Genomic DNA, 24,632 nt, shown 5'->3' with positions numbered 1-24,632 from the left:
CTCAAAAAACGCTTCGGAACAGCGGCTTGGCCGCGGCGCGACAAACCATAGATCATTGTCACAATAAAGCGAAAAGCGGACGGCCGGCCTCACGCCGCGCCATCCCGGCTACGGCTCGACCAGTCTTGCGAATTCAGGCTTGAAGAGGGCACGTGCCTCGGAGACCGGCAGTTCCAGCAGATCGTCGGCGCAGGCCTGGATGGCATGCGGTAGGGTCTGGAGCCCGAACACCAGAACCTGCTTGTCGCCCTCACGCCAGAGGCTGACCGCCAGATATTCGCCGATGAGATCGTCCATGCCGCATTCGGCTTCGTGATCGATGTCGGTCTGATCGGTCGGTTTCTTGCGCCGCTGCTTGACCAAGGAGGCGAGGGAAGGACCTGGCTTGCCATCCACCGTATCCGAGAAAATGTCCTGGAGGCCAAGCAGGACGCCGCGCCGCACATCCATGATGTAGGCGTCCGAATAGTTGGTCGGATGCGCTCCGCCGCAGAAGATGCTGCCGGATTCCCGCCAGCTTATCAGCCGCGGCGTCAGCGAGCTCACTTCGAATGTGCTGTCCGCATAGCCGCCGAGCGTGCCGTCGTTCACACCGTCAATCGGCCCGCCTTCGTTGAAACCGGCATATTGCGCCGCCACGCAGCCCAGTGCGCCGATGTTTGCGCGCCAGTGCCTGTCTTGCAGCAGAGCATTCGCGGCCTCGACCGAAACGTTGCCGGACAGTTCGACGATGCGCGGCGTGGCGAATTTGGTGCGGGGGTCGACGACATAGCGGTAGGTTGCGTCCGGCCAGCCAGTCGCCTTGCCGTTATCGAGCCGAGTGTCCATCCGCAGATAGTCATAGGGGGACGTTTCCATGGTGATCGGCGTGTCATTGCCGAAGAACTTCATGAAGCTGAAATCGTAGAGATCGAGAGGGCTGCCGGGCTCGTTCCCGGTCACCTGCCGACTTGCGACCCGCTCCAATCTGAGCGGCAGCGCCCTCTTTCCGTTCCAACTGCCTTCAAGGGTCTTGCCGTTACTGGACGAGGCCAGGCGCCACACGGCGGCAATCGGCGCGGCCTTTCCGTCATCGCAATTGTCGGCGCCGCATGCCTCCTCCTCGGCTAGTTCGAACCTGCTGCCCTTTTGGGACCGGGCCTGCAGCGGGATGTCGATGCCCTTCGAGCGGTAGAAATAGCGGCCGGCCAGCGGGCTGCCGGGCGCCGCGGGGTCGCCGGTGAATTCGACGACGATATCGCATTTTCCAAGCTTGCCGGCATAAGTCACCGGCTCCGCCTCGGCTGCTGTCGACAGTACCAGGATCGCGGCCACGAACGTGACCGGCCTGCCAAGATGCTGGATCATTCTTCCCCAAGCCACAAGTTACAGTTGTCTGCCGCCGGCAGTCACGGTCGGCTGTCAGGCACTTATAGTCAAGTTGTGCCTCGTTCAGTGCCAGACGCTGCTCAGCGAAAAGACGCTGCGAGCGCCGCCCCTTGGTGCGGATGGCACGTCCGCCCGTTTCAGCGGATTTTTGCCCTCGGCGCGGCTGTGGAGGCTCGAACCACCAGTTCTACCGGCAGAACGACCTGGCGGGGGGCTTCATTGTCAAGAACCATTCGGGCGGCAAGCCTGCCTTTTCCGATCACGTCTTGCGCGACAGTGGTCATCGGAGGCGTGGTGCGTGCGGATTCAGCGGTGCCATCGAAGCCGACGACCGATACGTGGCCCGGCACGTTTATGCCGCGGCGAACCGCCTCGTCCAATATCGTGATTGCCTGCCAGTCCGACATGGTCAGGATCGCGGTTGCTTCAGGCGCCCTGTCGAACACTACTGCTCCGGCAGACGGCTCGCCTGGGATCGTCTCGATGATCGGGACATTATCGATTGACAAATTCGCCTCCGCCAAACCCTGTTTGAAACCGTCGAGCCTTTCATCGTCGAGCGGGAAGCCGACCAGAAGCCGGCGCGTTGCCTGGCTTGGCATGTGGACAATCGGCGGGCCGGGAGTCCGGCGCACCGAAAGGATGGCAAAATGCCGGTGCCCCAGCCCGGTCAAATGCCGGACGGCAGCTACCGCGCCGCTCCGGCCGTCGATCTTTATCGAGTTGATATCGGGACCTGCGTCGCTTTCGAGAATGACGAAGGGCAGACGCCGTCTCTGCGCCGAAATTATGAGACCAATGTCGGCGCTGTGACCAAGGATAAAGCCGTCAACCAGGGCATCGCGGATGCTAGCGAAACGCGTGTCATCGGTGCCGTTTACAAGGCTGAGCGTCGTTCCAGCCTCGTCGCAGGCGAGCGAAACGCCGAGCACCAGCTCGCGGCCGTATGGACTTCTCATCACTTCGGAGATGGCATAGGCGCCAGGCGGCATGAACCCGATGGCATTGAACTTGCCGTCCCGCAGCAATCGTCCTTTCGGATCGGGGCCGCCAAACCCGAGCGCTCGCGCGGCCGCTTCGACGCGCTCGCGCAATTCAGGCCTGACCAGCTCCGGCCGGTTGAAGACGTTGGAGACAGTCCCCCGGGAAACTCCGGCAGCCTTGCCGACATCGGCTAGGGTGGGCATTGGCGATTCACTCGTTTTCCCTGAGGTAGACCATTTTTTGGAGCGCTCCAAGAATTTTATTGACTCAAAATCGGTATTGGCGGATCGTGTCTCTTGGAGCGCTCCAAGAACATTTATTCTGAGGATTTTTGCGACTAGACATTGAAGATCGTCAAATGGCTGGCCGCAGCGGCCATGCCCAAGGAGAGGATGATGGCAGAAACCGATGTTTTTCCAGCCTCGCTCGTCGGCAAGACTTTCGACTGCGTTTTCGGCCCCTTCGTACCGCGGTTGACGTTTCTCTCGCCTCAGGAATTGCATATCCAGGCGTCGATCGGGACCACCGAAATCGATGAGGTGGTCAACGTCGGCCTGATCAGCGTGCGCCCGAATCTCGTGCTCGCGAGCTGGACGGAGCAGAGCGGCAACTTCATTGTGCAGTTGCAGGACCACGAGGAGGGGATCGTTCATAATTATGCGCGGCTGGCCGATGGGCAGCTCTTCTGTGCCCAGGGCGCCATTCAAGTCGTTCCTGCATAAGGGAGGAAAATGCGATGGAACTCGCTTACGACAGTCATCTGCTTGCTCGAATTCTGCTGAGCGTCGCGACCGTGGGCTACGGTGTGGCGACGATCAAAGCCGACTTGAACGCCACCCACGCCACCAATCCGCTCTGGACTCCCCACGCCCGGTTTCACGTCGTCTGGCAGGTGTTGAGCTATACCGGAGTGGCGCTGATTGCGCTCGGACTTATCTGGATCAAGGGGCAACTCGAAGCCGAGCGGCTCTATCTCGCGGGCGGATTGGCCGCGGCCATGTATGGAGCATTCTTCGCGGCCATGCTCTCGCGGCCGATCTACGGCGGCGTGCTGTATGACGAGAACGGCTATCTGCCGTTCCGGCCGCCGTTTGGACCGGCGGGCTGGCGGTGGGATGTCAACGTCACCGTCTTTACCGCGATGTCCGCGATCCTGCTGCTGGGCGTGGCTGCGATTTAGGGAATCCGAGGAAAAGTGTGAAACGGTTTTCCGTCCGGAATTGCGCAAGAACAAGCAAGGACAAAGAGATAGAGCGGTTCGGCGCTTCCGTGAAACGACGAACTGCTCTAGCAACTGTAGTACTAGGACAGCGCCAGCGCCCCGAGCCGCTCGACCAACCTGTCACGGTCGGCGGTCATCCCCTTGTAGTCGAGCTGTGCCTCGTCCAGCGCCAGAAGTTGTTCGGCAAAGGACGCTGCGAGCGCCGCGCGGTCGCGGTGGCGCTCCAGCACGGCGAGCGGGTCGAGATGAATGCGGATGGTGAAGAGTATGTCGCCCGAGACCGGGAGCTTTCTCAGCGTCTGACGCTCGACGCGTATGAAAGCATGAGCGTCGATGTCGCCGTCCGGGAATCTCGACGGGCGATTGCTGGCGCGGTCGATGCGTTCGATGTTGGAGAGCGGATGGTAGAGTGCGTCGCCCGCCTGGATCGACCAGTTGTAGCGCTCGACGGCTTGGCCCTGGAGGCCATCGAACATGCGGTCGATGAGATCGGCCGGGCGTGTGCCTGGACCGAAACCCGGTACCGGCGCGTGGATCTGCTGCAGCGGCTTGCCGAATTTTTCGATCAGCGACCATGACGACGGGAAGCAGAGCGAGCCGGCCGCCAGACGCCAGCCGCTCTCGTCACGGCGCATCAGGATCAAATCCTCCTGGACGAGCAACGAGGCCGCGACAAGCGGCGCATCGCTGAAAGAAGCTGAGGTGCCTGAACCCTCGAGATTGTCGATGCCGTCGATCACCTCGATCGCATTGTCGGTACGCCTGTGGGTCTCAGGAAAGTTCGCCGCCAGATGCACACCGAGCAGATCGAGCACTTCGCGCTGGGCGTCGCGCGTTGCTTGCTCCTCGACAAAAACCTTGTCTGGAATTTCCGTGTAAAGCCGGCGTTTCTCGGCAAGATAGGGCAGCAGATATTCGTCGACCTCGATCCAGCTATCGAGATTGAGCGGCTTCAGCCCGATGGTGAACAGTTTCGACGAGCCGTCATAGGGTGTGTGGGTCGGTGGGCGGAAACTCATGCTTCTTTGTAGACTTCCAGTGCGGCGGCGGCCATTCTCGCCGTGAATTCGGTGATTTCGTAGTCGGCGGCACCTGCCTTGGCGAAGGGATCGTCCGCCAGTCTGGCATCGAGCACTTCGCGTGGACCGCGCGCGATGATGATGCCGCCGGTCCTTGGCCGCTTTGGCCCGGAGGCGACAAAGATACCTTGCGTATAGCAGGCCTTCAGCCACTCGGCATGCGCTTGCTGCAGACGGTCGATCTCGGTCAGCGGCACCTTGTAGTTCAGCGAAACCACGAACATTGTTGTCTCCCGATGCTTCAGCCCAGCCGCGCCGGGATCAATCCGCGCAGCGAGTTGCCGACGAACAGCGCCTTGGCCGATTTCAGTTCGTTCCACGTGTAGACCGCTTCACCGGCGCGGCCTTGATCCAGCAGTTCGCCGCGCAGGACGCCAGCCAGCAGGCCGCAATCGAGCCGCGGCGTGGCCAGCACGCCGCCGCCGAAATCGGCAAAGACGTTGGTGATCGTGCCCTCGCAGATTTCGCCGCGCTCATTGGCGAGCAGCACCTCGTCGGCCCGGCCGGCCAGATATTCGGCGCGGGCGCGCGTATAGGTTTGTCGGCGGCTGGTCTTGTGACGCAGCAGCGTGTCGCTCGAATCAAGCCGCACCCGTGCCAGCTGCAGGGTCCAGACCTTGTCTGCGGCGAGCGGCTCGTAGGGCTGCACCGAAACCGCTGCTTCGCCATTGCGCGACAGGACGAGGCGGGTGCGCAACGCGATGTGCTGGCGGCCGACCGCATTCATCAGCGCTTCGCCGACCCGTTGCGGATCGCAGGCGAAGCCGAGTTCGTTTGCCGAGCCGTAGAGCCGCGCGAGATGGCGGTCTAAACGGAGGAAACCCGAGCCGGGTTCCCAGCGCATTGTTTCGATCAGTTCGAAATCGGCAGTGTTCCCGTCGCGAAACGGGCTTTCAGCAGACACTCCTGGTACTCCTCTTCGGCTGTCGAATCGAAGACGACGCCACCGCCGACATTGTAGACCGCCTCGCCATCGGCAAAGAGCGAGATGGTGCGGATCGCCACCGAAAAGCGCATCCGGCCGCCGGGCGCGATCCAGCCTATGGCGCCGCAGTAGACATCGCGCGGGCCAGCTTCCAGCTCGCGCAGGATCTCCATGGCGCGGATCTTCGGCGCGCCGGTGATCGAACCGCAGGGGAACAGCGCGGCGAAAATCTGGCGGATGGTAAGGCCGGGCAAGAGTTTCGCCCGCACGCGGCTCACCATCTGGTGGACGGTCGGGTAGCTCTCGATGCGGAAAAGCTCCGGCACATCGAGCGTGCCAACCTCGCTGATCAGTGAGATGTCGTTGCGCAGGAGATCGACAATCATCCGGTTCTCGGCCTGGTTCTTCTCGTCGTTGCGCAAGAACGCTTTCAGGCGATCGTCCTCGGCTTTTGTTGCGCCGCGCGGCGCGGTGCCCTTCATCGGATGCGTCTCGATCATGCCTTCCGCGTCGACCTCGAAGAACAGTTCGGGCGAACGCGACAAGACGATCGGATCGCCGAGCGCGACCAGCGCCCCATACTTCACCGGCTGGCGTTCAGTCAGCGCGTTGAAGGCGACCAGTGGATCGCCCGACCATTGTGTGTGGACCGGAAAGGTCAGATTGCCCTGGTAGCAGTCGCCCTTGCGGATATGGTCATGCAGGCTGGCAAAGCGTTTGGCGTAGTCATCCGAAGACCAGGCTGCCTTGGCGTCGAAGATTGGGCCGTTGCTGGCCGGCAGATCGCCTGGCGCGATCGTCTCTTCGGCTGGCGCATCGAACACGCCGAGGCAGAAAAGCGGGGCGCGGCGGCCGGCCGGCAGCAGCGGAACGAGCTTGGGTTCGAGCAGGTAACCGGCCTCATAGGAGAAATAGCCGGCCAGCCATTTGCCGCCGTCATGTGCTGCCTGCGCTGCTTCCAGGGCCGGCAAAAAGTCCGCCTCGCCATGCGCTGCGATTATCTCGGCCGGCCGGTCGAAAACGAGCTGACGCGCGGTCTCGTCGTTCCGGAAAATTGCAAAGGGCAGGGGCATAAGGCTCGAATGCTGCGGTCACCAGCGATCGATCTATATGGGGGCTCGACCGTGTGCAATCGAGGGAGCGGCGTCTCAAGACGCAAAGGCGCGGGGCAAAAACAAATGCGGCGCCAGTGGGCGCCGCCTTGTTCCAAAATGCCACCTCGCGATGGGTCAGGTGTTGCTGGCTTCCCCCGCGGTCGGGAAGCGGCGCGCAAATTCCTTCTCGTCACCGGCGGCAAGCAGTTTCGCCTGCTCGATCCAGCGTTCACGTTCGATGCGGCCGTCGAAATTCAACGTCGCCTCGATCCGCTTGACATCGTCGGGCGTCCAGGCGGCGATCTGGGCATAGGTCGTGACGCCAAGCCCTTTGAGCAGCCGCTCGTTGGTGGGGCCGATGCCGATCAGGCGACGCAGATCGTTGGCTTTGCCTGCCGCGGTGGCTGTTGCCTTGCCGGTCGCGGCTTTCTTTGCAATTGGCGCAGCCTTGCTTGCCGCCGGCGCGGTCCTGGGCGCGGCGCTCGCCTTCGATACAGGCGGTTTCTGCGTTGCCGTTTTCGCGGCACTTGCGCGTGGCGCGGTGGCGGCCTTGGCCGTTGCAGATTTCTTCGGCGCCGGTTTGGCTGGTGCGGATGTCGACATCAGCGTTGACGGCGCCTGCATCGCCGCCTTGGTCGCGCCGGTCTTGGCGGCTGGCGCCTTGGCTGTTGCCGCCTTCGCGGTTGGCGCCTGCTCGCCCAGCCGGCGTTCGAGATCGGCGCGGGCGCGGCCGCATGCATCCAACTCGCCGGTCAGACGGTCGCTATCGGCCCGCAATCTGTCACGTTCGCTGCGCGTGCGGTCTAGATCGCCGCGCAAACTGTCGAGCTCGCCACGCAGGCGTCCCCAAATGAACCAGCCAACCAACACACCTACCAGGAACGCCAGGAGCATGTAGAAAAAAGTGCCCATTGTCTTTCTCTCTCCAGTCCGATCTGTCCGCCCTGGCCTGTAGAGCCATGACCTCGGCGAAGGACCATTCGATGGTGGTTCCGCAATTTGCAGAACAGCCGGCTTCGATCGAGCTGTCGGCGACCGGTTTGCCCCTGGCCAACAGCCATTGTCGCATCCGCCGACACGCCATGACTAGGTCGGGGCTTTCCGACCAGACCCATTTGTGCCCGGCTGAGCTTGAGGGCGGACGCTATCATACAGCTTACGGGAATCTAACGGAAAACTTCCATGGAAAGTTATTTAAGAACAAATAACCAAGACAAGAATAGAACCACCGCCAATATGCATTGCAGCTAAACTGTTCTGGAAACCCGGTCATCCGGTGTTGCGCATCACCCAGTGTTGCGCATCAATTGTCCAGTGCTTCCAGCTCGTCGATCAGTCCGCTGATCACGCCAAGCCCGATTTGCCAGAAGGCAGGGTCGGCCGCGTCGAGGCCGAACGGCGCCAGAAGCTCGGAATGATGCTTGGTGCCGCCGGCGCGCAGCATGGCAAAATATTTCTCCTGAAAGCCGCGCTCGGCGTTCTGGTAGACCGCGTAGAGCGAGTTCACCAGGCAATCGCCGAATGCATAGGCATAGACGTAGAAAGGCGAGTGGATGAAATGCGGAATATAGGTCCAGAAAACCTCGTACCCGTCGCGCAGCTTGATCGCCGGCCCGAGGCTTTCCGCCTGCACTTCCAGCCAGAACTGGCCGAGCTTGTCGGAGGTCAATTCGCCGCTCTTGCGCTCGGCATGCACCTTGCGCTCGAACTCGTAGAAGGCGATCTGGCGCACGACGGTGTTGATCATGTCCTCGACCTTCTGCGCGAGCATGGCCTTGCGTTCGCGCTTGTCGGTGGTCTGCTCGAGCAGCGAGCGGAAGGTCAGCATCTCGCCGAACACCGATGCCGTTTCGGCCAGCGTCAGCGGCGTCGACGCCATCAAGGCGCCCTGGCCGCCGGCCAGCACCTGGTGCACGCCGTGGCCGAGCTCGTGCGCCAGCGTCATCACGTCGCGCGGCTTGCCCATGTAGTTGAGCAGCACATAGGGATGCGCCGAAGGCACGGTCGGATGCGCGAAGGCGCCAGGCGACTTGCCGGGTCTCACCGGTGCATCGATCCAGTTGCGGTCGAAGAAAGTTCTGGCGATCTCCGCCATGTCGGGCGAAAAGCGCTGGTAGGCGGAAAGCACGGTGTTCTTGGCCTCGTCCCAGCCGATGACCGCCTGCGGGGTCTCCGGCAGGGGCGCATTGCGGTCCCAGTGGTTCATCACCTCCATGCCGAGCCAGCGCGCCTTCATCGCATAATAGCGATGCGACAGGCGCGGATAGGCGTCGCGAACCGCGGCGGCGAGTGCATCCACCACGCTGCGTTCGACGCGGTTGGCGAGATGGCGGGAATCGGCAATATCCTCGAAGCCGCGCCAGCGGTCAGAAATCTCCTTGTCCTTGGCCAGCGTGTTGGTGACCAGCGTAAAGACGCGCAAATTCTTGCGGAAGGTCGTGGCCAGCGCCTCGGACGCCCGGCGGCGCACCTCGCTGTCTGCGTCCTGCAGGCGATTGAGCGCCGGCTCCAGCGTCAGCTCCTCGCCGTCGACGTCGAAGCGCAAATCGGTCATCGTCTCGTCGAACAGGCGGTTCCAGGCGCCGCGCCCGGTGATCGATTTTTCATGGAAGAGCTGCTCGATGCGGTCTTCGAGCTGATAGGGCTTGTCCTTGCGCAGATCGAGCACCCAGGGCCGGTAGTGGGCGAAGGCCGGATCGGCGGCGAGTGCGTTTTCGATCGCGCCATCGTCGATGAGGTTCAGCTCGAGCGCGAAAAACAGCAGGTGGGCGCTGGCATCGGTCATCTTTTCCTGGATGTCGCCATAGAGCTTGGCGCGCTGCGGATCCGACGTGTTGCCGGCATAGACAAGCCCGGCATAGGAGACGATGCGGCCGATCAGCTCCTCCAGCGCTTCATAGGCCTGAAGCGCCTCGCCAAGCCTGCCGGCGCTGCCACGCCCGGCCTCGGCGGCGAGCGTGCCTTTCCAACGACTCTCGAAGGCGATGGCATCGGCGGCGGCCTTGGCGATGTCGCGCTTCAACTCGGGCGCTTCCATGCCCGAATAGAGATCGGCCAGATTCCATTCCGGCAGATCGCCAAGCTCCGCCACGCCCTGACCGGGCGCCGCCGCCAGCTTTCGAGCAAAAACCATGCGCATTGCCGATCCTTCCAGACACAAAAATTCGAGGAAACGAGAAGCCGGTCAAATCCTAAGGAATTCGTTCACCGGGTTTTTTGAAAGCTTATTTAGAACCCTGTGCCAAGATGATCCATAGGGCGCATTCTCGGGCGGGCACGGTCGGATCAGTCATGGCAGCTTCCATACTCATAGTCGATGACGATCCCGTGCAGCGCCGGCTGCTCGAGGCGGCGGTGACGAAATTCGGCCACACCGCGATCGTCGCCGATGGCGGCGAGGCGGGTCTCGAGTTTGTCGACGGACCCAATGCGCGCGACGTGTCGGTGGTCATCCTCGACCTTATGATGCCTGGGCTCGACGGCATCGGCGTGCTGAAGGCGATGCGCGAGCGCGGCATCCACATCCCCGTCATCGTGCAGACCGCGCAGGGCGGCATCGAAACCGTCGTTTCGGCAATGCGTCACGGCGCCTTCGACTTCGTCGTCAAGCCGGCCTCCCCCGACAGGCTGCAGGCGTCGATCGGCAACGCCCTCAAGGTCGAAGCGCTCGAAGGCGAAGTGAAGCGCTCGTCCCGACAGCGCGGCGGCCATCTGACGTTCAAGGACATGATCACCCACAGTCCGGCGATGGATCGGGTGATTCGGCTCGGCCGCAAGGCGGCGGCGTCCAACATTCCGATCCTGATCGAAGGTGAATCCGGCGTCGGCAAGGAACTGGTGGCGCGCGCCATCCAGGGCAGCGGCGACCGCCGCTCGAAACCCTTCGTCACCGTCAATTGCGGCGCCATCCCCGACAATCTGGTCGAATCGATTCTGTTCGGGCACGAGAGGGGCTCGTTCACCGGCGCCACCGAAAAACATACCGGCAAGTTCGTCGAAGCGCACACCGGCACGCTGTTCCTTGACGAAATCGGCGACCTGCCGCTCGACGTGCAGGTCAAGCTGTTGCGCGCGGTACAAGACGGCGAGGTCGATCCGGTTGGCGGGCGCTCGACCGTCAGGGTCGACATCAGGCTGATCTCGGCAACCCATCGCAACCTGCTGCAGCAGGTCAAGGACGGCAAGTTCCGCGAGGACCTGTTCTATCGGCTGAACGTCTATCCGATCTTCGTGCCGCCATTGCGCGACCGTCGCGACGACATCCCCTATCTGGTGGAGCACTTCATGGAGAAGGTGGCGCCCGCCAATCCGCGCCACCGTCTGCGAGGCATCTCGGCTGCGGCGCTTGCCATGCTGCAGGCCTATGACTGGCCGGGCAACATAAGGCAGCTCGAAAACGCCGTCTTCCGGGCCTCGGTGCTCGCCGACGGCGACATGCTGACCGAAGAGGAATTCCCGCAGATCCGGGCGCAGGTCGAGGGCACGGTCAATCTCGATTCGGGTATCGCCTTGCCCAATTCAGTGGGGCCAGCTTCAGGGTGGCCAGTTTCCGGGTTGGCTTCGGGAAGCCTGCCGCGTGATAACATATCGGCCGCTGGCGGCATCGCAGCCGCCGACGCCGATGCACCGGCCAAGCCTCGTTTCGGCACGCTGCGGGCGCTCGACGAGCGCGGCAATGTGCGTGCGCTGGCCGACGTCGAACTCGAAATGATCAAGCTCGCCATCGATCACTACAACGGCCAGATGAGCGAAGTCGCCCGCCGCCTCGGCATCGGTCGGTCGACGCTCTACCGCAAGCTCAAGGAATACGGCATCGACCCGGAAACCGGCCGCGTCGAACGGCTCGCTTCGTGAGTTACAGGGCCAAGCCGGTTCGCATCCGGACATCATTCCACGCAACTGCGCCTCGAAATGATGTGTTCGCCACAGTGTTCACGTATTAAGGCGGACGGTAACAGATCGTGTTTCGAGCTGGCGCCAAAACATGATCTAAACCAGCGGTTTACCAAGATATCCGGCGCAATATTTTTGGCGGGATATCGCCACCGTGTTACCGCATTTCGGCTTCAATAAGCGATGATTAACCATTAGGATCGATATTCGGATGCACACACCACGCATCCGTTTGGTCAAATCCGGGGACAAAACGGCAGCCTGCAAGGCCTTTTGATTTGAACAGAATCGAACGACACGAAAACGGGCGGCATTATCACATGAGCGTCTGGCCGAGATGGCTGGCAGCGGTGATTGTTGCCGTCGGGTTCCTTGCAGCGGCGGCAACCGGCGCCAGCGCCGAGACACGTTCGCTGAAGCTCTATCATCTCCACACGCATGAAAAGGCGGAGATCGTCTACAAGCGCAACGGCCGCTACGACCAGGCGGGCTTGCGAAAGATCAACATCATCCTGCGCGACTGGCGTCGCAACGAGCCGACCAAGATGGATCCGCGTCTGCTGGACCTGGTCTGGGAAGCGTACCGGGAGAGCGGCGCCACCGATTACATCCAGGTCGTCTGCGGCTATCGTTCGCCGGCCACGAATTCGATGCTGCGCAGCCGCAGCAGGGGCGTCGCCGAGAAGAGCCAGCACATGCTCGGCAGGGCGATGGATTTCTACATTCCCGGCGTCCCATTGAAGAAGCTGCGTGATATCGGCCTCAGGATGCAGGGCGGCGGCGTCGGCTACTATCCCAGCTCCGGCTCGCCCTTCGTGCATATGGATGTCGGCAATGTGCGCCACTGGCCGGGCATCAGCCGCCAGGAACTGGCGCGCGTGTTCCCCAACGGCAAGACGCTGCATGTGCCGAGCGACGGCAAGCCGCTGCCTGGTTATCAACAGGCGCTCGCCTCCTACAAAGCCCGCAAGGGCGCCGGCGCGCCGGCCATTGAACTGGCCAGCGCAAGCGGCGGCAAAAAATCCCACGGGTTCCTGGCAGCCTTGTTCGGCGGTGGCGAGGACGAGGCGGACGACAGCGCCGATGTGGCGATGGCCGAGCCGGCGCCAAAGCCCCGTAACGTGAAGCCGGCGCCGTCCGCCAAGAGCAGCAACCTGCCTGGTATTGCCATCGTGGCGCCTCAGGATGCCAAGCGCGCCGAGATTCCGGAAGTCGCCGATGCTCCGGCGCCTGAACCGGAGAACGACACGCCGGAGACGATCATCGCGGCATTGCCGGCGCGCAGCATTCCGCTGCCGGATTTTGCTCCGCGTCCGAAGACCGACGTCGGCGCTCAGCCGCCTGAAAACGTTCCGTTCGGCGTGGCGGATGCGGCTGGATCGACTGAACAGGCGGTGGCGACCGCGCAAACGCCGGCAAGCGTGGCGCCGGCAAATGTTCCGTTCGGCATGGCAGACGCGTCTGCTGCGGCCGGCCCGGTGCAGGTCGCGGCAAACAACATTCCCGTGCCGAGCTGGCGGCCCGATCATTCGCTGCCGGCCGACCTGTCGCCGGCGGGTCTTGCGCCGCAGGACAAGCAAGTGTTGCTGGCGCTGGCGAGTGCGACAGAGCGGAGCAACACCGCCACCGACGCATTCTCGGTATTGCCGTCGGCGCGGCCCGACACTTCCCAGCCCGACGAGGTCAAGGCCGTTCTGGAAAGGGTCAGCGCGACCGACGAATACAAGGTCGCGTCGCTTTCCGAGCAAGCATCGGTGTTCGAGGAACCGGCTAGCGACGACCGGGAATCGAACGACGGGGCATCGCCGCGCGAGGCCATCGTTGCCCGCCCGGCCGGCTCCGATCCGGCTGCCGTCATCGGTGCAGGCGTGAAGACCACACGCAAGGAACCCAGGGCAACCGCCCGCGACCTGAAACCCGGCCCCAAGCCGGTGGTGGTCGCCGCCGCGCCGCAGGCCGCCCGATGGGCGCTGCACAGCGGTGAGTATGTAGCAACCGTTTCAGATGCGACAACGGCGCCGCGCTACGCCTACGACTTCGTCCGTACGGCGCCGAGCGAGGTCTATACGGTAGGCTTCCGGCCGGGCAACGAGATGGCCGACGCCAACCGGTTCACCGGCAAGGCCGTCAAGTTCATGTCGGTGGCACGCTTCAAGACCGAGTAGGCCGCACTGGGCACCTCGCGCGGCTGCCTCCACACCGGCACTGGATTCCTTCATCCCGGGATGCTAACCAGCGGTCAGCATTCTCCCGCTTCGTCTAATGGTAGGACAGCGCCCTTTGAAGGCGTGAATCGTGGTTCGAGCCCATGAGCGGGAACCAGCCGGCGAACCAGATCGGCGGCGACTTTGATGCAGATGATGCTAGCGCCCGAGCTTGCTTGCCGCGCGTGCCAAGGCTTCGATCTCGTCCCATTTGCCGGCCTTGACCAGATCGTCCGGCGCCACCCAGGAACCGCCGACGCAGATGACGTTGGGCAGGCTGAGATAGTCGGCGGCGTTCTTGCCGGTGATACCGCCGGTCGGGCAGAATTTCACGTCGGCAAGCGGCGAGGCAAAAGCCTTGAGCGAGGCAATGCCGCCCGACTGTTCGGCCGGGAAGAATTTCAGAAAGCGCAGGCCGGCTTCGCGCGCGGCCATGACCTCTCCCGGCGTGATGGCGCCGGGCAGCAACGGCACGTCGCTGTCCTTGGCTGCCGCGAGAAGCTCGCGGGTGATGCCGGGGCTGACGATGAATTTCGAACCGGCGGCCGCCGCCTCGCCGAACTGGCGGGCGTCCAGGATGGTGCCCGCGCCGACGACGGCGTTTTCAACCTCACCCGCCACCCGGCGGATCGCCTCCAGCGCGTCGGCGGTGCGCAGCGTGATCTCGATCGCCGCCAGGCCGCCGCGGGCCAGCGCCCGGGCCAGCGGCACCGCGTCGGCGGGATTGGCGATCTTCAGCACCGGTATGACCGGCTGGCCGTTGAGGAGCGACAGGAGCTTTTCGGTCGTGCTGGGCATTCGTCTTCATCTCCTCTGTTAATCAAGTCGACCGGTTAGCAGAAGGCGATTTTTCTGTCCACGAAACGCGGCGTGTCGCGATGTCACGCGTGGTGTTCGAAACCTCCGCGGTCAGACCACTCCCGGCTCCGCCTTGATCCGGCTGTCGTGAGCGTTTAGTGGCATGGTGATGACACTGCCCAGCCAAGCCTTCCGGGTTGCCGCGCTTTACCGCTTCGCCCGGCTCGACACGTTCGAGGTGCTGCGCGCGCCGCTTGCTGCCTTCTGCTGCGCGCGGGGCATCAAAGGCACGCTGCTGTTGGCGCGTGAGGGCATCAACGGCACGGTCGCCGGCAGTGAAACGGCAATCGCCGCGCTCATCGATCATCTCGAATCCATCGACGGTCTCGCCGGCCTCGAGATCAAATTCAGCAGCGCCGCAACGATGCCGTTCCACCGCATGAAGGTGCGGTTGAAGCGCGAGATCGTCACCATGGGCGTGGACAATATCGATCCGGCGGCAGGTGCAGGCACCTATGTCGCGCCGGCCGACTGGAACGCACTGATCTCGGATACGGACACCATCGTCATTGACACGCGTAACGCTTACGAGGTGTCGCTCGGCACCTTCAAGGGCGCTGTCGATCCCGCCACCACCAGCTTCCGCGAATTCCCGACCTGGGTCGAGCAGCATCGGCATGAACTCGACGGGCGCAAGGTCGCCATGTTCTGCACCGGCGGCATACGCTGCGAGAAGGCGACGGCCTATGTGAAGTCGCTCGGTTTGGAGCATGTGTTCCACCTCAAGGGCGGCATTCTGAAATATCTCGAGGATGTGCCCGCAGAACAGAGCCTCTGGCAAGGCGAATGCTTCGTCTTCGACGAGCGCGTTTCGGTATCGCACGGGCTGGTCGAAGGCGAGGCCGAACTCTGCCGCGCCTGTCGGCATCCGCTAGCCGCGGAAGACCGGCTGTCGCCGAGATATGCTACCGGCGTTTCATGCCCGCATTGCTTCGATGCCCGCTCGGACGAAGATCGCGCCCGTTACGCCGAGCGCCAGCGCCAGGTCGAGTTGGCGCAAGCACGCGGCGCCCGCCACATCGGAAGTTAGCTCACGTGAAGCAACTTCACGTCAAGCAACAGAGAAGCGATCGATGACCCACAGCCATGTCCCGTCGTTCTGCTGGCGCGCGACCTCGGTGGTGATCGTGCCGTCGGGAAGCCGGGTCGAGGTGAGCGCCAGGTCGCCATTGACGACAGCCGGACGCTGATCTCCGGATTGAAATTTTCGGCCGGTTGCGGTGATCTCCGCGAACAGCGCCCGGATGGCTTCGCGGCCGAACGTCAGCTGTCCGCCACCGCTGTCGATGACTGCATGCGGCTCGAAAAGCGCGGCCATGCCGTCAATGTCTCCGATCCATTGCCGTGAAATCAGCAGGCGCTCCAGTTCCTGGGGGTCGCGTGCCGGCTGGCGGTCTGTCTCATCGGTCATGCCAGGCTCCTTCCAAGCGACATGCCGCGACACTACCCGAAGTCGAGGGCGGTTTCGACACATCCCATGTCCCCAGCGCCGCGTGTTTTTTTGGGCGCGGCAGGAGGCTGCAGCACTTTGAGTTCCGCGTGAAATCCCAGCAGATGTCGGTGCGGGGTCATGCGTGGCAGCGGGTAAAAGGATGCACCCGTCATTGTAATGTCAAACTGCGGGACCTAGGTCTTCGACGTCCAAACCTGCCCGCGCACCTTCGGCCGGGCCAATTCTGGAGGCATAGATGTTCGATCCCAAGAAGCTCCTCGACGATCTGCTCGGCTCGCAAATTCCTGGCACCGGATCGACCGTCCGCGACAAGGCCGGGCAGGCGGTGCAGATGGCCAAGGACAATCCGCTTGCAGCCGGTGCGCTGGCCGCGGTGCTGCTCGGAACCGGCCCAGGCCGTCAGGTCACCGGTGCGGCGGTGAAGCTTGGTGGGTTGGCTGCGATCGGCGGCCTCGCCTACAAGGCCTACCAGAACTACAAGAACGGCAACGCGCCGGCCGAGACGCAAGCTGCAGGCGAACCGGAATTGCTGCCGCCGCCGGCCGATACCGCCTTCCATCCGTCGCAAGCGCCGCAGGGCGAAGACGAATTCACGCTGACCCTGGTCAGGGCGATGATCTCGGCGGCGAAGGCCGACGGCCACGTCGATGACGAAGAGCGGCAGAAGATCGCCGGCAAGCTCAGCCTCGCCGGCGTCGGCGCCGAAGCGGAGAAATTCCTGATGTCGGAACTGGAGGCGCCGCTCGATCTGGATGTGCTGATCGCAGGGGCCAAGACCGATGCGCAAAAGCTGGAACTCTACACCGCCTCGCGTCTTGCCATCGATCCGGACACGCGGGCCGAACGCGGTTATCTCGACCTGCTTGCCGGCCGTCTCGGCCTGCCGGATGCGCTGGTCGACCATGTCGAGGCGACGGTGACGGCGGCGAAGGTGCCGGCAGCGGGCAGCACAGCCAAGCCGGTCGCAGGCTCGCGCTGGTAGCTCGAAGAGGAAGCCTTGGAACTCGGCGCCGTTGGCGTTAGCTTCTCGTTAACCGAGGAAGCGCATGATTTCAGGCAGTCGGATCGGCTTTCCTCCTCCCAGGCCCGGTTCGGATCAGGGGCGGTCGCCAACGGCCGCCCTTTTTGTGAGCACAGGCTTTGGGCCGGCTTGCCATGGTTCCCGTCATTTGCGATGCCTCATCCCTTTCAGGGAGTACAGCCATGACCGACTATAAAACCGCCATCGTCACCGGCGCCGGCACGGGCATCGGCAAGAGCGTCGCCACAGCGCTGCTCAAGGCCGGCTGGAATACGGTCTTCTGCGGTCGCCGCAAGCCGGTGCTGGAGGATGCGATCGCCGCGGCCGGGCCGACGCGGGCCAAGGCATTGGCCTTCGCCTGCGACATCAGCAAGGCCGATCAGGTCGACGATCTGTTCGAGACGGTGGCAGCGGCTTTCGGGCGCGTCGACCTGCTCTTCAACAATGCCGGCACGAGCTACAAATCGACATTGATCGACGACATCCCGGTCGAAGTGTGGAACGACATCGTCGGGGTCAATCTCACCGGCTCGTTCCTGTGTGCTCGCGCCGCGTTCGGCGCCATGCGCAGGCAGCAGCCGATGGGCGGCCGCATCATCAACAACGGCTCGGTATCGGCCTATGCGCCACGGCCGGGCTCGGTGCCCTATACGGCGACCAAGCACGCCATCACCGGGCTGACCAAGACGCTGGCGCTGGACGGCAGGCCCTTCGACATTGCTTGCGGTCAGATCGACATCGGCAACGCGCTGACCGACATGGCGCAAGCGATGACGGTCGGCGTGCCGCAAGCCAACGGCACCATTGCCGCCGAAGCGGTGATGGATGTCGAGCGCGTCGCCGATGCGGTCCTCCATATGGCCAGCCTGCCGCTCGACGCCAACGTGCTGTTCATGACCGTGATGGCGACGAAGATGCCATTTGTCGGGCGAGGCTAAGTTAGTCTCAACCGGTCCTAAATCAGGGCCGGGTGACCGGAAGCGGCACGCCGGGTAAATATAGCGAAATCGGGCGGATTTCGTAGACGGCGGTCGGATTGACGCGGCGAAGGTCGCGCGCAATGTCGATAGCGGCGTCACGGTTGGCACAGTCGACAACATAGAGTCCCAGCAATTGTTCCTTGGTCTCGGCGAAGGGGCCGTCGATAACCATTCCGGGGCCTGGCCCGCGCAAGGTGCAGGCGTCTTGTGTCGCGCCGAGCCGGGCCGCAGGCCCAAGGGTGCCTTGACGGTAGAGCCGATCGTTGATCTGGAGAAGATCGGTCATCAGCGCCGCATCCTGCTCAGCCGTCAGCGCCGTGATCGCTTCTTCCTCGTGATAGGCAAGAATGGCATAGAACATCTGGCGTCTCCTTTCGTCGTCCTCACTTCGCCAGGAACGCCTCGATCCGCTCCAGCGCGCGCAGGATGTTCTCTTCGGAATTCGCGTAGGACAGCCTGACATAGCCTTCGCCGAGAATGCCGAAGTCGGGGCCGCCGATCAGCGCCACGCCGGCATCATCGAGCAGCGCCGAGGCGAGCTTCTTGGCCTTCCAGCCGGTCTTGGAAACATTGGGGAAGGCATAGAAGGCGCCTTTCGGCGTGATGCATGAAACGCCCGGCAAGGCATTCAACCCCTCAACCACGACCTTCCTGCGGCGGTCGAAGGCGCGCATCATCTTGTCGACGTCGTCCTGCGGGCCGTCGATGGCGGCTATGCCGGCATACTGGCTCGGCGCGTTGACGCAGGACCAGCAATTGACCGCCAACTTGCGCACCTTGTCATAGAGATGCGCGCCCTTGTCGCCGTTCGGCCAGATCGACCAGCCCATGCGCCAGCCGGTCATCGCCCAGGTCTTCGACCAGCCGTTGAGGACGATCAGCCGATTACGGATTTCGGGGAAGGTGAGCAGCGAACAGTGCGTCTCGCGGTCATAGGTCATCACGTCGTAGATCTCGTCGGAGAGGATGGCGACGTCCGGGTGTGCTTCCAGGCCCCTGACCAGCTTCTCGATCTCGGCTCGGGGGGTGACGCCGCCGGTCGGGTTGGCGGGCGAGTTGAGGATCAGCAGCCTGGTCTTCGGGGTGATCAGCGCCAGTGTCTCCGCAGCCGAAAAGGCAAAGCCGTTCTCCTCGCGCATCGGCACCGGGATGGGGGCAGCGCCAGTGAACTCGATCATCGAGCGGTAGATCGGAAAGCCGGGATCGGGATAGAGAATTTCGGCGCCCGGCTCGCCGAACATCAGGATCGCCGCGAACATGGTCGGCTTGCCGCCGGGCAGGATCATCACCGCTTCCGGCGAGACTTCGACGCCGGTGGTGGCCAGTGTGCGGCGTACCACCGCTTCGCGCGTCGCCAGCAGGCCGTTGGCCGGCGTATAGCCGTGATGGCCGTCGCGCAGCGCCTTGATCGCCGCCTCGACGATATGCTGCGGCGTCTTGAAGTCGGGCTGGCCGATGCCGAGATTGACGATGTCGCGGCCTTGATGGGCCAATAATGTCGCCCGCGCGAGCACCGCGAACGCATTTTCCTCGCCGAGGCGGTCGAAGGCCGAAATCGTGTGGAGCATTTTTCCCGTCCGTGTGGTTCTTTCAGCGAGCGTGCGTTTTTGTGAGCGTCCGCCCGAAAAAGTCAACGGATCGGAGCTTCGCGTGTCGGAAAATCTCAAGAATTGGCAACCGCGCCCGCGGCCGGAACGCAAGGTGCTGGAGGGACGAACTGTCAGGCTTGAGCCGCTTAACGCTGAAAAGCACGGCGACGGCTTGTTTGAAGCATCTTCGGTGCCCGACATAGATGGCCGCTTCGCCTGGCTGCCCGACTACCCGCCGCAGACCCGTGCCGCCTTCCAGCCCTGGCTGGACAAAGCCGAAGCCAGCGAGGACCCGCTGTTCTTCACAGTCATCGACAAGGCCAGCGGCAAGGTTGCCGGGCGCCAGACGCTGATGCGCATCGACGCCGCCTACGGCGTCATCGAGATCGGCAACATCTATTGGGGCCCGTTGATCTCGCGAAAGCCGGCGGCGACGGAAGCGCAGTTCCTGTTCATGAAGTATGTCTTCGACGAGCTTGGCTATCGCCGCTACGAATGGAAATGCAACAATCGCAACGAGCCGTCGAAGCGCGCGGCGGAACGTTTCGGCTTCAAGTTCGAGGGCATTTTCCGTCAGCATCTTGTGGTCAAGGGCGAAAACCGCGATACCGCGTGGTACTCGATCATCGACAAGGAGTGGCCGGCATTGCGCAGAGCCTATGAGGCATGGCTCGATCCGGCCAATTTCGAGGGCGACGGCCAGCAGAAGCGGCGGCTCGAGGATTTTCGCGCTGAGTTCGGCGCCTGACCATGACCCCGAAAAGTGGACGCCGGTTTTCGGATAAGATCATGGTCAAACATGAAGACAGAGCCTTCCCGAGTCTGCCGGGATGGATCAGGCTCTAGCGGGAGATCAAAGATGGCCCATACCCACGACCATGCTGCGCAGGGCCACGACCACAGCCATGGCGCAGGTCATGTGCACGGCTCGACCGACAAGAAGCGCGTGCTGATCGCTGCTTGCTTGACCGCCGGCTTCATGGTTGCGGAGACGCTGGGCGCCATCTTCACCGGCTCATTGGCGCTGCTGGCGGATGCCGGCCATATGCTTGCCGATTGCGTCGCGCTCGGCCTTGCCTGGTATGCCTTTCATCTTGCGAGCCGGCCGGCGACCGTGCGCCTCACCTACGGTTTCGGCCGGGTCAAGACGCTGGTCGCCTACACCAACGGCATCGCCATCTTCGCCATTGCGCTGTGGATCGTCTACGAGGCTTGGGGCCGCTTGCTAGCGCCGGCTCCGGTGCTCGGCGGGCCGATGCTGGTCGTCGCGATCGCCGGCCTGCTGGTCAATCTCGGCTCGTTCTACGTGCTGCACGGCGGCGACCGCGGCAGCCTGAATATGCGCGGCGCCATTTTGCATGTGCTGGGCGATCTGCTCGGCTCGGCGGCGGCGATCGTCGCGGCGCTGGTGATCCTGGCGACGGGCTGGACACCTATCGATCCGATCCTGTCGGTCCTGGTCTCGCTGCTGATCCTGTCCACGGCCTGGTCGCTGATGCGCGAGGCTGCCCACGTCCTGCTCGAAGGCGTGCCTGCAAGCCTCGACCGCGACCTGATCGCGAGGGACATCGAAGGTTCGATCAAGGGCGTGCGCGAGGTACATCACATGCATGTCTGGTCGCTCGACGGCTCCAGCAACATGGCGACGTTGCATGCCTGCCTCAATGACGGCGTCGACGCGCATATGGCGGTAAGCGCGATCAAGAAGCGGCTTGCGGCGGAACATGGCATAGCCCATGCCACGGTCGAACCGGAATTCGGTCAATGTGCAGACAGACATGAGTATGATGACGAGCACGAGCATGCGCATGACACGGCAGCGCACCGCGGCCATTATCACTGACTTCGGGAGTTCTGGGCATTGGCAACGATCGACATGAACTCTCGCCGCCCTGGTGCCGCGTGATGGACCGCGACACTCGCAATGCGGCGATCGGCGCCGCCTGGGTTTTGCTGCTGTTCGGCATCGCAGCCTATAATCTTCCAACAGTGATGCTGGCGGTCGGCAAGATCTCGACGGTTCTTGCCGGCGTCGTCGCGGCGATCTTCATGGTGGCAATCTTCGTCGTGTTCTGGCTGCGTAGCCGCAGCCAGCGCAAAAAGGGAAAGTGACATGCGCATTCTGATTACCGGCGCGGCAGGCATGGTCGGCCGCAAACTCATCGCCAGGTTGGCCAAGGACGGGGCGCTCGGCGGCCGCAAGATCGCCGCGCTCGATCTTCACGATATCGTGCCGCCGCAAGCACCGGTGCTCGAAGGTGTCAGCATTACCCCCCACACCGGCGACCTTGCCGCGCCGGGCGCGACGACAAATCTGGTCGCGCTGCGCCCCGACGTGATCTTTCATCTCGCCGGCGTGGTGTCGGGCGAGGCGGAGGCCAATTTCGATCTCGGCTACCGCGTCAATCTCGACGGCACAAGGGCGCTGTTCGATGCCATAAGGCTGGCGGGGTTTGCGCCGCGCGTCGTCTTCACCTCGTCGATCGCCGTGTTCGGCGCACCGTTTCCCGACGTCATTCCGGACGAGTTCCACCCGACGCCGCTGACCTCCTACGGCACGCAGAAGCTGATCGGCGAGGCGCTGCTTGCCGACTATACGCGCCGCGGTTTCTTCGACGGCATCGGCATCAGGCTGCCGACCATCTGCGTCAGGCCGGGAAAGCCGAACAAGGCGGCCTCGGGCTTCTTCTCCGGCATCATCCGCGAGCCGCTGAGCGGCCATGAAGCGATCCTGCCGGTGCCGCGCTCGGTCATCCATACACACGCCAGCCCGCGTTCGGCGGTGAATTTCCTGATCCATGCGGCTCAGATCGACGGTGCCGCCGTCGGACCGCGCCGCAACCTGACGATGCCGGGCGTCGCCGTCAGCGTCGGCGAGCAGATCGAAGCGCTGGAGCGTGTCGCCGGCGCCAAGGCGGTGAAACTGATCCGCGAGGAGCCCGACGAGACGATCTGGGCTATCGTCAAGGGCTGGCCGACACGCTTCGAGGCGCAGCGCTCGAGGGACCTTGGCTTTGCCGCCGAGACGAGCTTCGACGAGATCATACGCGTCCATATCGAGGACGAGTTGGGCGGCAATATCCCTAGTTAAAGCGCTCCGATCGGACGCAACGAGGTCAGGCGCCGGTCAGGCTGGCCGAGAGCAGCAGCAGGCCGAACAGGAAGACGAAGGCGGCGCCGCCGATCTCGACGAAGGAATGGATGCGGTTGCCCATGCGGCCGTCGCCGGCGAAATACACCGCCCAGTTCTTGGCGGTCACCGCAAGCGTTGCCAGGGCCGAGACGGTGATTGCGGTGCCGAGGGCCATGGCCAGCACCGACAGGATGCCGCCGAACCATAGCCCGTTCAGCAAGGCGAAGCTCAGCACGATCAGCGCGCCGGAGCAGGGGCGGATGCCGACGGCAGCGACAGCCGACCAGGCCGTGCGCCAATCGAAGCGATCGCCGGAAAGCAGCGCCGGGTCGGGCGCATGCGAGTGGCCGCAGGTCTCGCAGACCTCGCCCGCCGCATGGCTGTGGTGATCGTGCGCAGCATGGGCGTGGTCGTGTGCGCCGTGGTCATGATGGTCGTGCGCATGGTCGTGATCGTCATGCGCATGAAGCGCGTGGGAATGTGCCGCATGGGCATGCGCGGAATGTGAATGGCCGGCATGTGAATGGCCGGCATGGGCAGCCGAGAGGCTGTAGCCGGGGCTTGCGCCGAACAGGCGAAGGATGGCCGGGCCGGCCTTGCGCCAAAGCAGCCAGGCGCCGAACAGGGTGACGAAGACATAGCTCATGATTTCGAGGAACCATGCGGCGTCGGTCATCGATATCGCGGTGCCGCGCAACACGAAATAGGCGAGCAGCATCACCACGATCGCGGTCAGCGCCTGCAGCAGGGCCGAGACGAAGGACAGCATGATGCCGCGCTTGAGCGCCACCTCATTGGCCACCATGTAGGACGAGATCACCGCCTTGCCGTGACCGGGGCCGGCGGCGTGGAAAATGCCATAGGCAAAGGACAGGCCGATGAGCAGCCACAGCCTGCTGCCATCCTGGCGCATCGCCTTCATCGCGCCGGCAAGCGCATGATAGAATTCCTGCTGGCGCAGATTGATCCACATCAGGATGTGGGCGAACGGGCCGGTGGCGGTTGGAGCCATGCCGTCATTGGTGCCGATGCCCAGCGAACTCTGGGCGTGGGCGGAGCCGAGAAAGTGCGTCATCACAAAGGCGGCGGCCAGAAGACCGAATGCCAAACGCAGGGACGGTTTCGCCACTGGATCTATCCTTCCGGCTGACAGGTCAGTTCGAGCTTGGTGGCAAAGATCTTGCTCATGTCGGTACCTGTCGGATCGTTGAAGAAGGCCTCGGTCAGGGTCTTCTGGTTTTCGGCGATCGCCTCGTCCGGGTTGGGGCGGACAACCTTGCTGGTGCAGGCCGGCGGCAAGCCATCGACCTGCAGATTGGCATCCTCGGTGAAATCGATCGCGGTGTAGAAGGTCGGATCGTAGACGCCGATATCGATCTTGCCGCTAAGTTTGATCGGCACCTTCGGTTCGGATTCAAACAGGATGATCAGCTGGTCATTATCGAAATTGGCCATCAGATGCGGCGGCGGGGTCATTGCCACGTCCTTGCCGTCGACGGTGACGAGCTGGAAGTAGTTGAATTCGGCAAGCGAGGCATGGACGGTGTCGGCAACATCCTTCAGCTCCTTGTCGTCGAGCTTCAGGTCGGAATTCTTGTCGAACTCCATCATCACCGTGCTCGAAAACAAATCGTCGAACCGCCAGACATGGCGCAATGCCTTCACAGTTTGGTGATCCGGGCCCAGGACCACTTCGAGGCGGGCTTCGGCGAAGACGTGGGGATGCACCTCAGCCGGTCCGACGGCGGCAAACGTCGCGGTCAAGGCCGAAGCCAGCATGATGGCTTGCTGTTTCAGGTGCATTCTCGGTCGCGATTCAATCGGCTTCG

Annotated in this window: 25 protein-coding genes and 1 tRNA gene; 12 read left to right on the top strand and 14 right to left on the bottom strand. The window is 63.2% G+C overall.

Annotation, left to right across the window (positions count from 1 at the left end; translation table 11 throughout):
- Positions 1-108: 108 nt before the first annotated feature.
- A complete protein-coding gene (locus NKH50_RS07820; RefSeq protein WP_352877750.1) occupies positions 109-1,347 on the bottom strand; it encodes a hypothetical protein in 1,239 nt (412 codons plus the stop codon).
- Positions 1,348-1,505: 158 nt separating this feature from the next.
- A complete protein-coding gene (locus NKH50_RS07815) occupies positions 1,506-2,555 on the bottom strand; it encodes a LacI family DNA-binding transcriptional regulator (protein ID WP_352877748.1) in 1,050 nt (349 codons plus the stop codon).
- Between the two features lie 141 nt (positions 2,556-2,696).
- Between NKH50_RS07815 and NKH50_RS07810 the strand changes: the two genes are divergently transcribed.
- Both NKH50_RS07810 and NKH50_RS07805 read left to right on the top strand, forming a co-directional pair.
- Complete coding sequence (locus NKH50_RS07810; protein ID WP_352877746.1) at positions 2,697-3,074, top strand: MoaF-related domain-containing protein; 378 nt, start codon at positions 2,697-2,699, stop codon at positions 3,072-3,074.
- Positions 3,075-3,088: 14 nt separating this feature from the next.
- Positions 3,089-3,532: a DUF6640 family protein gene (locus tag NKH50_RS07805; protein WP_352877744.1), complete on the top strand. Its 444-nt coding sequence runs from the start codon at positions 3,089-3,091 to the stop codon at positions 3,530-3,532.
- Between the two features lie 122 nt (positions 3,533-3,654).
- Here the strand turns inward: NKH50_RS07805 and NKH50_RS07800 are convergent, their stop codons facing one another.
- The 6 genes from NKH50_RS07800 to NKH50_RS07775 form a co-directional block, all read right to left on the bottom strand.
- Positions 3,655-4,593 carry a heme-dependent oxidative N-demethylase family protein gene (locus NKH50_RS07800; RefSeq protein ID WP_352877742.1) on the bottom strand — a complete coding sequence of 313 codons (939 nt, stop codon included), beginning with the start codon at positions 4,591-4,593 and terminating at the stop codon, positions 3,655-3,657.
- Positions 4,590-4,877 carry a YciI family protein gene (locus NKH50_RS07795; protein ID WP_352877740.1) on the bottom strand — a complete coding sequence of 96 codons (288 nt, stop codon included), beginning with the start codon at positions 4,875-4,877 and terminating at the stop codon, positions 4,590-4,592. Before NKH50_RS07795 ends, NKH50_RS07800 begins: the two co-directional genes overlap by 4 nt.
- A gap of 17 nt (positions 4,878-4,894) precedes the next feature.
- Entirely contained in the window at positions 4,895-5,557 is a 663-nt protein-coding gene (locus NKH50_RS07790; protein WP_352688048.1) for an aminotransferase class IV family protein, read from the bottom strand.
- Positions 5,506-6,651 carry an aminodeoxychorismate synthase component I gene (locus NKH50_RS07785; protein WP_352877738.1) on the bottom strand — a complete coding sequence of 382 codons (1,146 nt, stop codon included), beginning with the start codon at positions 6,649-6,651 and terminating at the stop codon, positions 5,506-5,508. The genes NKH50_RS07790 and NKH50_RS07785 overlap by 52 nt, the downstream gene beginning before the upstream one ends.
- Positions 6,652-6,807: 156 nt before the next feature.
- Entirely contained in the window at positions 6,808-7,584 is a 777-nt protein-coding gene (locus NKH50_RS07780) for a helix-hairpin-helix domain-containing protein (RefSeq protein ID WP_352877736.1), read from the bottom strand.
- Between the two features lie 391 nt (positions 7,585-7,975).
- Positions 7,976-9,811 (bottom strand): M3 family oligoendopeptidase, encoded by a 1,836-nt coding sequence (locus NKH50_RS07775; RefSeq protein WP_352877734.1) that lies wholly within the window; start codon positions 9,809-9,811, stop codon positions 7,976-7,978.
- Positions 9,812-9,963: 152 nt separating this feature from the next.
- Between NKH50_RS07775 and NKH50_RS07770 the strand changes: the two genes are divergently transcribed.
- From NKH50_RS07770 to NKH50_RS07760, 3 genes are all read left to right on the top strand, one after another.
- A complete protein-coding gene (locus NKH50_RS07770; RefSeq protein WP_352736986.1) occupies positions 9,964-11,526 on the top strand; it encodes a sigma-54-dependent transcriptional regulator in 1,563 nt (520 codons plus the stop codon).
- A 359-nt stretch (positions 11,527-11,885) separates the two neighbouring features.
- Complete coding sequence (mepK, locus tag NKH50_RS07765; RefSeq protein ID WP_352877731.1) at positions 11,886-13,730, top strand: peptidoglycan L,D-endopeptidase MepK; 1,845 nt, start codon at positions 11,886-11,888, stop codon at positions 13,728-13,730.
- Positions 13,731-13,813: 83 nt separating this feature from the next.
- Positions 13,814-13,887 (top strand) — tRNA-Gln (locus NKH50_RS07760).
- Between the two features lie 41 nt (positions 13,888-13,928).
- Here the strand turns inward: NKH50_RS07760 and NKH50_RS07755 are convergent.
- Positions 13,929-14,567 (bottom strand): 2-dehydro-3-deoxy-phosphogluconate aldolase, encoded by a 639-nt coding sequence (locus NKH50_RS07755; protein ID WP_352799984.1) that lies wholly within the window; start codon positions 14,565-14,567, stop codon positions 13,929-13,931.
- 163 nt (positions 14,568-14,730) lie between these two features.
- Between NKH50_RS07755 and trhO the strand changes: the two genes are divergently transcribed.
- Complete coding sequence (gene trhO / locus NKH50_RS07750; RefSeq protein ID WP_352647580.1) at positions 14,731-15,657, top strand: oxygen-dependent tRNA uridine(34) hydroxylase TrhO; 927 nt, start codon at positions 14,731-14,733, stop codon at positions 15,655-15,657.
- A 21-nt stretch (positions 15,658-15,678) separates the two neighbouring features.
- Here trhO and NKH50_RS07745 read toward each other — a convergent pair whose 3' ends face one another.
- On the bottom strand, positions 15,679-16,038 hold the full coding sequence (locus NKH50_RS07745) for a YybH family protein (protein WP_352506320.1): 360 nt from the start codon (positions 16,036-16,038) through the stop codon (positions 15,679-15,681).
- A 277-nt stretch (positions 16,039-16,315) separates the two neighbouring features.
- Between NKH50_RS07745 and NKH50_RS07740 the strand changes: the two genes are divergently transcribed.
- Together NKH50_RS07740 and NKH50_RS07735 are read left to right on the top strand one after the other, a co-directional pair.
- Positions 16,316-17,062 carry a tellurite resistance TerB family protein gene (locus NKH50_RS07740; protein WP_352469546.1) on the top strand — a complete coding sequence of 249 codons (747 nt, stop codon included), beginning with the start codon at positions 16,316-16,318 and terminating at the stop codon, positions 17,060-17,062.
- Positions 17,063-17,283: 221 nt separating this feature from the next.
- On the top strand, positions 17,284-18,039 hold the full coding sequence (locus NKH50_RS07735; RefSeq protein ID WP_352688061.1) for an SDR family oxidoreductase: 756 nt from the start codon (positions 17,284-17,286) through the stop codon (positions 18,037-18,039).
- Between the two features lie 22 nt (positions 18,040-18,061).
- Here the strand turns inward: NKH50_RS07735 and NKH50_RS07730 are convergent, their stop codons facing one another.
- Both NKH50_RS07730 and NKH50_RS07725 read right to left on the bottom strand, forming a co-directional pair.
- Complete coding sequence (locus NKH50_RS07730; RefSeq protein WP_352702808.1) at positions 18,062-18,442, bottom strand: YciI family protein; 381 nt, start codon at positions 18,440-18,442, stop codon at positions 18,062-18,064.
- 22 nt (positions 18,443-18,464) lie between these two features.
- Positions 18,465-19,649 (bottom strand): pyridoxal phosphate-dependent aminotransferase, encoded by a 1,185-nt coding sequence (locus NKH50_RS07725; protein ID WP_352702810.1) that lies wholly within the window; start codon positions 19,647-19,649, stop codon positions 18,465-18,467.
- 82 nt (positions 19,650-19,731) lie between these two features.
- Here NKH50_RS07725 and NKH50_RS07720 point away from each other — a divergent pair, with 82 nt between their 5' ends.
- The 4 genes from NKH50_RS07720 (at position 19,732) to denD (ending at position 22,761) form a co-directional block, all read left to right on the top strand.
- On the top strand, positions 19,732-20,418 hold the full coding sequence (locus NKH50_RS07720; protein WP_352702812.1) for a GNAT family N-acetyltransferase: 687 nt from the start codon (positions 19,732-19,734) through the stop codon (positions 20,416-20,418).
- A 111-nt stretch (positions 20,419-20,529) separates the two neighbouring features.
- On the top strand, positions 20,530-21,513 hold the full coding sequence (locus NKH50_RS07715) for a cation diffusion facilitator family transporter (protein ID WP_352702813.1): 984 nt from the start codon (positions 20,530-20,532) through the stop codon (positions 21,511-21,513).
- Between the two features lie 62 nt (positions 21,514-21,575).
- The gene (locus NKH50_RS07710; RefSeq protein ID WP_254816978.1) at positions 21,576-21,782 is read left to right on the top strand and encodes a hypothetical protein; all 207 of its coding nucleotides are present in this window, start codon (positions 21,576-21,578) and stop codon (positions 21,780-21,782) included.
- Position 21,783: 1 nt separating this feature from the next.
- Entirely contained in the window at positions 21,784-22,761 is a 978-nt protein-coding gene (gene denD / locus NKH50_RS07705) for a D-erythronate dehydrogenase (RefSeq protein ID WP_352702815.1), read from the top strand.
- 25 nt (positions 22,762-22,786) lie between these two features.
- On the opposite strand, the gene NKH50_RS07700 is transcribed toward denD, so the two are convergent.
- Both NKH50_RS07700 and NKH50_RS07695 read right to left on the bottom strand, forming a co-directional pair.
- Complete coding sequence (locus NKH50_RS07700; RefSeq protein WP_352506400.1) at positions 22,787-23,941, bottom strand: nickel/cobalt transporter; 1,155 nt, start codon at positions 23,939-23,941, stop codon at positions 22,787-22,789.
- Positions 23,938-24,606 (bottom strand): DUF1007 family protein, encoded by a 669-nt coding sequence (locus NKH50_RS07695; protein ID WP_254816980.1) that lies wholly within the window; start codon positions 24,604-24,606, stop codon positions 23,938-23,940. The genes NKH50_RS07700 and NKH50_RS07695 overlap by 4 nt, the downstream gene beginning before the upstream one ends.
- Positions 24,607-24,632: the final 26 nt, after the last annotated feature.

The organism is Mesorhizobium sp. M1027 (assembly GCF_040318745.1).
In the GTDB taxonomy this organism is placed as follows: Bacteria; Pseudomonadota; Alphaproteobacteria; order Rhizobiales; family Rhizobiaceae; genus Mesorhizobium.
Note: the sequence above shows the minus strand (reverse complement) of the source record. Positions and strands in the feature narration are given on the sequence as shown.

What these genes read in the sequence shown, in the direction of transcription:
- NKH50_RS07800 (WP_352877742.1), bottom strand. Translation starts at nt 4,593, where the DNA reads ATGAGTTTCCGCCCACCGACCCACACACCCTATGACGGCTCGTCGAAA.
- NKH50_RS07735 (WP_352688061.1), top strand. Translation starts at nt 17,284, where the DNA reads ATGACCGACTATAAAACCGCCATCGTCACCGGCGCCGGCACGGGCATC.
- NKH50_RS07795 (WP_352877740.1), bottom strand. Translation starts at nt 4,877, where the DNA reads ATGTTCGTGGTTTCGCTGAACTACAAGGTGCCGCTGACCGAGATCGAC.
- NKH50_RS07815 (WP_352877748.1), bottom strand. Translation starts at nt 2,555, where the DNA reads ATGCCCACCCTAGCCGATGTCGGCAAGGCTGCCGGAGTTTCCCGGGGG.
- NKH50_RS07785 (WP_352877738.1), bottom strand. Translation starts at nt 6,651, where the DNA reads ATGCCCCTGCCCTTTGCAATTTTCCGGAACGACGAGACCGCGCGTCAG.
- NKH50_RS07695 (WP_254816980.1), bottom strand. Translation starts at nt 24,606, where the DNA reads ATGCACCTGAAACAGCAAGCCATCATGCTGGCTTCGGCCTTGACCGCG.
- NKH50_RS07745 (WP_352506320.1), bottom strand. Translation starts at nt 16,038, where the DNA reads ATGACCGATGAGACAGACCGCCAGCCGGCACGCGACCCCCAGGAACTG.
- NKH50_RS07715 (WP_352702813.1), top strand. Translation starts at nt 20,530, where the DNA reads ATGGCCCATACCCACGACCATGCTGCGCAGGGCCACGACCACAGCCAT.
- NKH50_RS07730 (WP_352702808.1), bottom strand. Translation starts at nt 18,442, where the DNA reads ATGTTCTATGCCATTCTTGCCTATCACGAGGAAGAAGCGATCACGGCG.
- NKH50_RS07770 (WP_352736986.1), top strand. Translation starts at nt 9,964, where the DNA reads ATGGCAGCTTCCATACTCATAGTCGATGACGATCCCGTGCAGCGCCGG.
- NKH50_RS07710 (WP_254816978.1), top strand. Translation starts at nt 21,576, where the DNA reads ATGGACCGCGACACTCGCAATGCGGCGATCGGCGCCGCCTGGGTTTTG.
- NKH50_RS07780 (WP_352877736.1), bottom strand. Translation starts at nt 7,584, where the DNA reads ATGGGCACTTTTTTCTACATGCTCCTGGCGTTCCTGGTAGGTGTGTTG.
- denD (WP_352702815.1), top strand. Translation starts at nt 21,784, where the DNA reads ATGCGCATTCTGATTACCGGCGCGGCAGGCATGGTCGGCCGCAAACTC.
- NKH50_RS07740 (WP_352469546.1), top strand. Translation starts at nt 16,316, where the DNA reads ATGTTCGATCCCAAGAAGCTCCTCGACGATCTGCTCGGCTCGCAAATT.
- trhO (WP_352647580.1), top strand. Translation starts at nt 14,731, where the DNA reads ATGGTGATGACACTGCCCAGCCAAGCCTTCCGGGTTGCCGCGCTTTAC.
- NKH50_RS07755 (WP_352799984.1), bottom strand. Translation starts at nt 14,567, where the DNA reads ATGCCCAGCACGACCGAAAAGCTCCTGTCGCTCCTCAACGGCCAGCCG.
- NKH50_RS07805 (WP_352877744.1), top strand. Translation starts at nt 3,089, where the DNA reads ATGGAACTCGCTTACGACAGTCATCTGCTTGCTCGAATTCTGCTGAGC.
- NKH50_RS07725 (WP_352702810.1), bottom strand. Translation starts at nt 19,649, where the DNA reads ATGCTCCACACGATTTCGGCCTTCGACCGCCTCGGCGAGGAAAATGCG.
- NKH50_RS07775 (WP_352877734.1), bottom strand. Translation starts at nt 9,811, where the DNA reads ATGCGCATGGTTTTTGCTCGAAAGCTGGCGGCGGCGCCCGGTCAGGGC.
- mepK (WP_352877731.1), top strand. Translation starts at nt 11,886, where the DNA reads ATGAGCGTCTGGCCGAGATGGCTGGCAGCGGTGATTGTTGCCGTCGGG.
- NKH50_RS07820 (WP_352877750.1), bottom strand. Translation starts at nt 1,347, where the DNA reads ATGATCCAGCATCTTGGCAGGCCGGTCACGTTCGTGGCCGCGATCCTG.